This is a genomic window from Streptomyces sp. SPB074, from assembly GCF_000154905.1.
Lineage (GTDB): Bacteria > Actinomycetota > Actinomycetes > Streptomycetales > Streptomycetaceae > Streptomyces.
The window spans coordinates 64,510-70,750 of record NZ_GG770539.1 but is presented as its reverse complement, the minus strand read 5'-3'; the positions used below and the strand labels follow the sequence as shown (position 1 = coordinate 70,750).

General features: G+C 74.1%; 6 protein-coding genes and 1 pseudogene. 2 read left to right on the top strand and 5 right to left on the bottom strand.

Annotated elements, in window-relative coordinates; translation table 11 throughout:
- Window positions 1–61: 61 nt before the first annotated feature.
- A pseudogene (locus SSBG_RS00330) lies at window positions 62–483 on the bottom strand (SRPBCC family protein).
- Between the two features lie 76 nt (window positions 484–559).
- Window positions 560–1,588, bottom strand: coding sequence for an aldo/keto reductase (locus SSBG_RS00325; protein ID WP_008744251.1), 1,029 nt, complete (start codon window positions 1,586–1,588; stop codon window positions 560–562).
- 284 nt (window positions 1,589–1,872) lie between these two features.
- Between SSBG_RS00325 and SSBG_RS00320 the strand changes: the two genes are divergently transcribed.
- Entirely contained in the window at window positions 1,873–3,090 is a 1,218-nt protein-coding gene (locus tag SSBG_RS00320; protein ID WP_008744250.1) for an IS110 family transposase, read from the top strand.
- A gap of 191 nt (window positions 3,091–3,281) precedes the next feature.
- On the opposite strand, the gene opcA is transcribed toward SSBG_RS00320, so the two are convergent.
- Window positions 3,282–4,217, bottom strand: a complete 936-nt coding sequence (opcA, locus tag SSBG_RS00315) for a glucose-6-phosphate dehydrogenase assembly protein OpcA (RefSeq protein ID WP_008744249.1) — start codon at window positions 4,215–4,217, stop codon at window positions 3,282–3,284.
- A 232-nt stretch (window positions 4,218–4,449) separates the two neighbouring features.
- Between opcA and SSBG_RS00310 the strand changes: the two genes are divergently transcribed.
- Window positions 4,450–5,163, top strand: a complete 714-nt coding sequence (locus SSBG_RS00310; RefSeq protein WP_037868571.1) for a (2Fe-2S)-binding protein — start codon at window positions 4,450–4,452, stop codon at window positions 5,161–5,163.
- Window positions 5,164–5,318: 155 nt separating this feature from the next.
- On the opposite strand, the gene SSBG_RS35305 is transcribed toward SSBG_RS00310, so the two are convergent.
- Window positions 5,319–5,453 carry a hypothetical protein gene (locus tag SSBG_RS35305; RefSeq protein WP_267880248.1) on the bottom strand — a complete coding sequence of 45 codons (135 nt, stop codon included), beginning with the start codon at window positions 5,451–5,453 and terminating at the stop codon, window positions 5,319–5,321.
- The gene (locus SSBG_RS00305; RefSeq protein WP_234010289.1) at window positions 5,454–6,011 is read right to left on the bottom strand and encodes a hypothetical protein; all 558 of its coding nucleotides are present in this window, start codon (window positions 6,009–6,011) and stop codon (window positions 5,454–5,456) included. It abuts the gene before it with no gap.
- Window positions 6,012–6,241: the final 230 nt, after the last annotated feature.

The following is a 6,241-nucleotide window of genomic DNA, read 5'->3' as shown; positions in this document are numbered from 1 at the left end:
CGCGGAGGGCGGCGGGGGAAAGGGACCTCGCACGGGGCGGACAGCGGCGCACGGCCCGCGCTCAGGCGCGCAGCGCCGCTTCGAGCGCGGTCAGGCCCTCGTCGTAGATGCCGGTGAAGAGGGCGACCGCCTCCTCCTCGCTCACGCCGTCCGGCACGAAGCGCCCCGTCCACTCGACCTCGGCGCTGCCGGGAGCACCGGGCACCTCGTGCACGCGCAGGGTCGAGAGGTAGCCCCGTACCGGGAACGGAGCTTCGAGGATCGTGTAGGTGTAATGGCGTGCGCTGTCCTCGAACGCGGTCATGCGCTCCACGATCACCTCGCCGTCCTCGTTGCGCAGCCGCCGGGCGCGGCCCCCCCCTCCAGGGGGGTGCTCTCCGGGATGTACGGGAGCCAGTCGGGCAGCGCGTGGAAGCCGCCGACCAGCCGCCAGACGGTCTCGGGGTCCGCCGGGACGACGCGGCTCACAGAAGTGGAAGCCATGGGGTGCTCCTTCAAGCGTGGGGGTACTGCGTGTGCGGGAGTCCCGCGTGTGTGTGGAGGGGGAAGGGGAGGGCGGTCAGGCGGTGGGCAGCGGCGCCTCGGGGCTGAGCAGCCCGCTCTCGCGCAGCTCCGCCCAGAAGGCGGCGGGCACGCGCTCGTCGAGCGCCGCGATGTCCTCGGCGATGCGCGAGGGCCGCGTCGCACCGGGGATCGCCGCGACGGACGCGGGGTGGGCCAGCGCGAACTGGAGCGCCGCCGCCTTGACGGAGATGCCGTGCCGCTCGGTCAGCTCACGGATGCGCTGGACACGCTCGATGATCTCGCGGGGCGCCTCCTGGTACTCGAAGTGCGCGCCGCCCGCGAGGACACCGGAGCTGTACGGGCCGCCGACGACCAGGTCGACGCCCTGCTCGGTCGCCGTGGGCAGCACCCGCTGGAGGGCGCGGGCGTGGTCGAGGAGCGTGTAGCGCCCGGCGAGGAGGAAGCCGTCGGGACGCGGCTCGTCCAGGTCCAGGGTCAGCTCCACGGGCTCCACGCGGTTGACGCCGAGGCCCCACGCCTTGATGACGCCCTCCTCGCGCAGCTTCGACAGCACGCGGAAGGCTCCCGTGCGAGCGGTCTCGAACTGGGCGAGCCAGCGGTCGCCGTGGAAGTCCTGGGCGATGTCGTGGACCCACACGATGTCGAGCAGGTCGGTGCCGAGCCGCTGGAGACTGTCCTCGATCGAGCGGTAGGTGGCGTCGGCCGAGTAGTCGTCCACGATCTTGTTGGGGCGGCCGTGCTCGAAGAGGCCGCCCTTCTCGCCGAGATCGCGCGTCGCCGGGTCCTCGACCTCGTCCAGGATGACGCGGCCGACCTTCGTGGAGAGGACGTAGGAGTCCCGGGGGTGCTCGGCGAGCATCTCGCCGAGCCGGATCTCGGCGAGACCGGCACCGTAGAAGGGGGCGCTGTCGTAGTACCGGATGCTCTGGTCCCAGGCGGCCCGCAGGGTGGCCTGGTCCTCCTCCTCCGGGATGGCGCGGAACATGTTGCCGAGCGGGGCCGTCCCGAAACCGAGATTGCACGCGCGGGCTAATGCAAACGCGGGGCGCGTGGCGTGCTTCACGAGGCGGTCGCGCCAATCGTCCCCCGTTATGTTTTCTGCGGTTCCGCAATGGGGCCGCTGGCCTCCGGGTCCGGCATGGCTGTGTCCCCCTGTCGAAGGCGTGACCTGGGGGGTGGTGTCACCGGGCCCGGGAGGTGCCGTCGGAGACGCTGATGAGAGGTCCGGCCACCGCCCGGTCCGGCGCAATGCCGGACAGCTCGCGAGCGGCAGGTCTGCATGACGTGGCTGCGCGCGCACGACACCGAAGCCGAGGCCGGCACCGTCAACACCCTGGGAAAGGCACGATGTTCGAGATCGAAGACGTAGGCGTGTTCCTCGGCCTGGACGTCGGCAAGAGCAGCCATCACGGCCACGGGCTCACCCCGGCCGGGAAGAAGGTCTTCGACAAGCGACTGCCGAACAGCGAGCCCAAGCTGCGGGCCGTCTTCGACAAACTGACCGCGAGGTTCGGCACCGTGCTGGTGATCGTGGACCAGCCTGCCTCCATCGGCGCCCTGCCGCTGACCGTCGCCCGCGACGCGGGCTGCCAGGTTGCCTACCTGCCCGGCCTGGCCATGCGCCGGATCGCGGACCTCTACCCGGGCGAGGCCAAGACCGACGCGAAGGACGCGGCGGTCATCGCCGACGCCGCGCGGACGATGCCTCACACCCTGCGCTCGCTGGAACTGACCGACGAGATCACCGCCGAGCTGACCGTGCTCGTCGGCTTCGACCAGGACCTCGCCGCCGAGGCCACCCGCACCAGCAACCGGATACGCGGCCTGCTCACCCAGTTCCACCCCAGCCTCGAACGCGTCCTCGGCCCTCGTCTCGACCACCAGGCCGTCACCTGGCTCCTGGAGCGCCACGGCTCCCCGGCCGCCCTGCGCAAGGCCGGCCGCCGCAGACTCGTGGAACTGATCCGGCCCAAGGCGCCGCGCATGGCCCAGCGGCTGATCGACGACGTCTTCGACGCGCTCGACGAACAGACCGTCGTCGTGCCCGGCACCGGCACCCTCGACATCGTCGTGCCCTCCCTGGCCGCCTCGCTCGCCGCCGTCCACACCCAGCGCCGGGCCCTGGAAGCCCAGATCAACCTCCTGCTGGAGGCCCACCCTCTTTCCCCGGTCCTGACGTCGATGCCCGGCGTCGGCGTCAGGACCGCCGCCGCCCTGCTGGTCACCGTCGGCGACGGCACCAGCTTCCCCACCGCCGCCCACCTCGCCTCCTACGCCGGCCTGGCCCCGACCACGAAGTCGTCCGGCACCTCGATCCACGGCGAACACGCCCCGCGGGGCGGAAACCGGCAGCTCAAACGAGCCATGTTCCTGTCCGCCTTCGCCTGCATGAACGCCGATCCCGCCTCCCGCACCTACTACGACAAGCAACGAGCCCACGGCAAAACCCACACCCAAGCCCTCCTCCGCCTCGCCCGCCAACGCGTCAGCGTCCTGTTCGCCATGCTCCGCGACGGCACCTTCTACGAACCCCGCACGCCAAAGAACATCGAACTCGCCGCATAACCTCAAAGCCCCTGAACTATCTCAAACCCGGCAGGGGTGCCTTGACGAAAGACATAGAGGCACCCCCCGCCGTCTCCGCCCATGGGCCCGTCCCCGCCCACAGACCCGCCCCCGGGAGCGACGGCGCCCACGACGCGGAAGGGCCCCGCCCCGGCGTACTGCCGGAACGGGGCCCCTCGCGGTCGGCCGGCTCAGCTCGTGGCCGCCTCCGTCACCGTGCGCGCGTGCAGTGCCTCCGCGTACGCCTCGTCCGGGTCGAGCCGCCGCAGCTCCTCGGAGAGCAGTTCGGGCAGCGTGCGGACCTTGAGGGCGAGGGGGCGGGGCGGGCGCCCGGGCAGGGCGAGGGTCGCGAGCGGGCCCTCGGGCCGTTCGACGCTCAGCTCGCCCGCCGCCGTCCCGAGCCGGACCGCCGTGATGACGGGACCGGCCGTGACGACCCGCTCGACATCCACGCCGAGCCGCGCCCCGAGCCACCGCGCGAGCAGTTCCGCGCTCGGGTTGTCCGCCTCGCTCTCCACCACCGCGGACCCGACCGGGCCGGGCACCTGGTCGAGCGCGGCGGCGAGCGTCGAGCGCCACAGCGTGAGCCGCGTCCAGGCGAGGTCCGTGTCCCCGGGTGTGTACGAGCGGCGGAGCCCGCCCAGGAAGGAGAGGGGGTCCTCGGACGCGTACGCGTCGGTGATGCGCCGCCGGGCCAGGGCGCCGAGCGGGTCGGCCGCCGGGTTCTCCGGGGCGCCGTACGGCCACCAGGCCACGACGGGCACGTCCGGCAGCAGCAGCGGCAGGACCACCGAATCGGCGTGCCTGCCGACCTCGCCGTACAGCCGCAGCACGACGATCTCGCCCGCGCCCGCGTCGTCCGCGCCGACGCGCACCTCGGCGTCGAGGCGCACGAGCGCGCGGTGGTGCGGGGAACGGGAGGTGCGGCGGATGACGAGCAGGATGCGCGCGGGGTGCTCGCGCGCGGAGTCGCCCGCCGCGCGCAGGGCGTCGTAGGCGTCCTCCTCGTCGGTGACGACGAGGAGGGTTAGCACCCGTCCCACGGTCGGGGTGCCGAGCGCCCGGCGGGCCGACACGAGGGTTTTGTTGATGTCGCTGGAAGTGGTGTCGGTGAGATCGATCCTCATGGTGTGCCCACAGCTCCGTCCCAAGTCGTACGAGCGCCGTACCCAGTCGTACCGACGCCTCGCCCCGCACGCGACCGCCGGAGGGCCGCCCCAGGGCGGGCGCAAACTCCCGGGGCACCGGTCGCGTCCCGCGTTCAGCCTACGAGCGCGCCCACCGCGCACGGCAGCCGCCCGGCACTGTGAAACGATCCCGCACGCGGCGCGCCCCGCGCCGGGAACGGACACGCCCCCCATGACGGCCCCCGCCGAACTCCTCGACCGCCTCGCCCCCCTCGGCCCCTACTTCGCCGTCGCGACCGCGCCCCCGCCCGACGCCGCCTCCTACCGGCCGCTCGCCGCGCTCCCCGGCGCCCCTTTCGAGGACTGGACGGCCCTCGTCGGCGCTCGTCTCGGCACCGGAGCGGGGCGCGTGGCGGCCTCGACCGTGCACCTGGGGCACGTCGCCCGGCTGTGGTCCCTCGCCCTCGGCCCCGTCGCGCTCGGCGGCGGTGTCCCCGACCTCGGCCCGGACCGGCTCCGCTTCGCGCTCTCGCCCGAGGGCGCGCCCCGCCTGTGGGCTCCCGGGCCCACCGCCCGGCCGGCGGCAGAGGACCCGGTCCCGGCCCTGCTCGCCCTCCTCGCCGCCCACCTCACGCCGCTCCACGTGCACCTGCGCACCCGCTACGGCCTCTCCCCGCGCACCCTGCGCGGCAACACCGCCTCCGCGCTCACCGGCACGGTCCGCGTCCTGCTCGACCGCCTCCCCGGCGCTCCCCGCGATCCCGGCCACCTCGCCGCCCGCCTCCTGCGCGCCGGGGATCTCGGCGACGGCGGCACCTACCTGTACGAACCGGACCTCGGCGTCGCCTACCGCCGCGAAAGCTGCTGCCTCTACTACCGCACCCCGCGCGGCACCCTGTGCGGCGACTGCGTCCTGCACGCGTCACCGGCGCGCGGGAAGGGCTGAACGGCTGGGAAAGCCCCCGGTCGCCGGACGTCGCGTCATGCGCTCGCGCGCTCAGCCCAGGCGCCGCGTTCCCGCGCGCATCCGGTGCCGACCGCTCCGCGCCCGCGTCCGGGCCCCTCGTTCCCGCGCGCGTCCCGAGCCGGTGGCACGGCTCTTCACCGGGCGGGCTCGCCCAGTTCCTCGTGCCCGAGCGTCGTCGGCACCATGTGCCGGTCCCCGAACGTCCAGGCGATCAGCTCCGCCGACCGGTGCTCGCTGGACCCCGGGTCCAGGCCCCGGCGGGCGGCCATTCACGCGACCGGGGCCTCGGGACGCGGGGGAAGCCCGGTGAGGTGCACCAGGTTCGCGTACCAGATGTCACGGGTGAACCCGGCCTCGAACCAGCCGTCGTGCCCCAGCTCCTCCGCCAGGCACGCGGCGAACCGGTCGGCGGCGCGGTCCGGCGAGGAGGCGCACGGCATGACGCTCGTGGGGGTGAGCGTGAGCCCCGTCAGCTCCAGCCGGACGGGTCCCACCCGGCCGCACGACCGGCGCAGCGCCGACCGGTACCGGGTGACCCGCTCGTCGTCACGGGGAACGGCCCGCCGGTGGCGCTCCAGGGTCCGGACGGTGAAGTGCGAGGAGACGACGGCGCCGGTGGGCCAGTGCGCGTCCCCCGCCACCGCCATGGCCGCCGCGGTCAGGCGCTCGAGGCGGCGCGCGACCGCCGGGTCCGGTCGCAGGGCCACGGTGAGCCCCCAGCGTCCGCCGCCCTCGCGGGGCGGCTCCTGGCGCGGCACCTCCCTGGACAGAAGCGCCTTCCGGCCTTGCTCGAACAGCTCCGTGAACCGCGCGGGGGTACTCGCCATGCGCCCGATCCTGCTCCGCCGCCTCCGACGGCATCGCGGCGGGGGCGGCGGAGCGGCCGAGCCTGGCCCGCGAGGGTGCCTGGACCAAGACAGCGCGGGTGCCCGGGGCCCGCTCCGGGGCGTTCGCTCGGTGGGACCTCCGTCAACCAAAGGTTGCGCGTCCCGTCAGTACCTCCGCTACTCTTTTTCGCCGGGGACCAGCGGGCGAGGCAGGCCCGTTCCCGGCCCGC

Bases quoted from the DNA above. Each gene is read 5' to 3' on its own strand.
- SSBG_RS00320 (WP_008744250.1), top strand. From the start codon at position 1,873: ATGTTCGAGATCGAAGACGTAGGCGTGTTCCTCGGCCTGGACGTCGGC.
- opcA (WP_008744249.1), bottom strand. From the start codon at position 4,217: ATGAGGATCGATCTCACCGACACCACTTCCAGCGACATCAACAAAACC.
- SSBG_RS00310 (WP_037868571.1), top strand. From the start codon at position 4,450: ATGACGGCCCCCGCCGAACTCCTCGACCGCCTCGCCCCCCTCGGCCCC.
- SSBG_RS35305 (WP_267880248.1), bottom strand. From the start codon at position 5,453: ATGGCCGCCCGCCGGGGCCTGGACCCGGGGTCCAGCGAGCACCGGTCG.
- SSBG_RS00305 (WP_234010289.1), bottom strand. From the start codon at position 6,011: ATGGCGAGTACCCCCGCGCGGTTCACGGAGCTGTTCGAGCAAGGCCGG.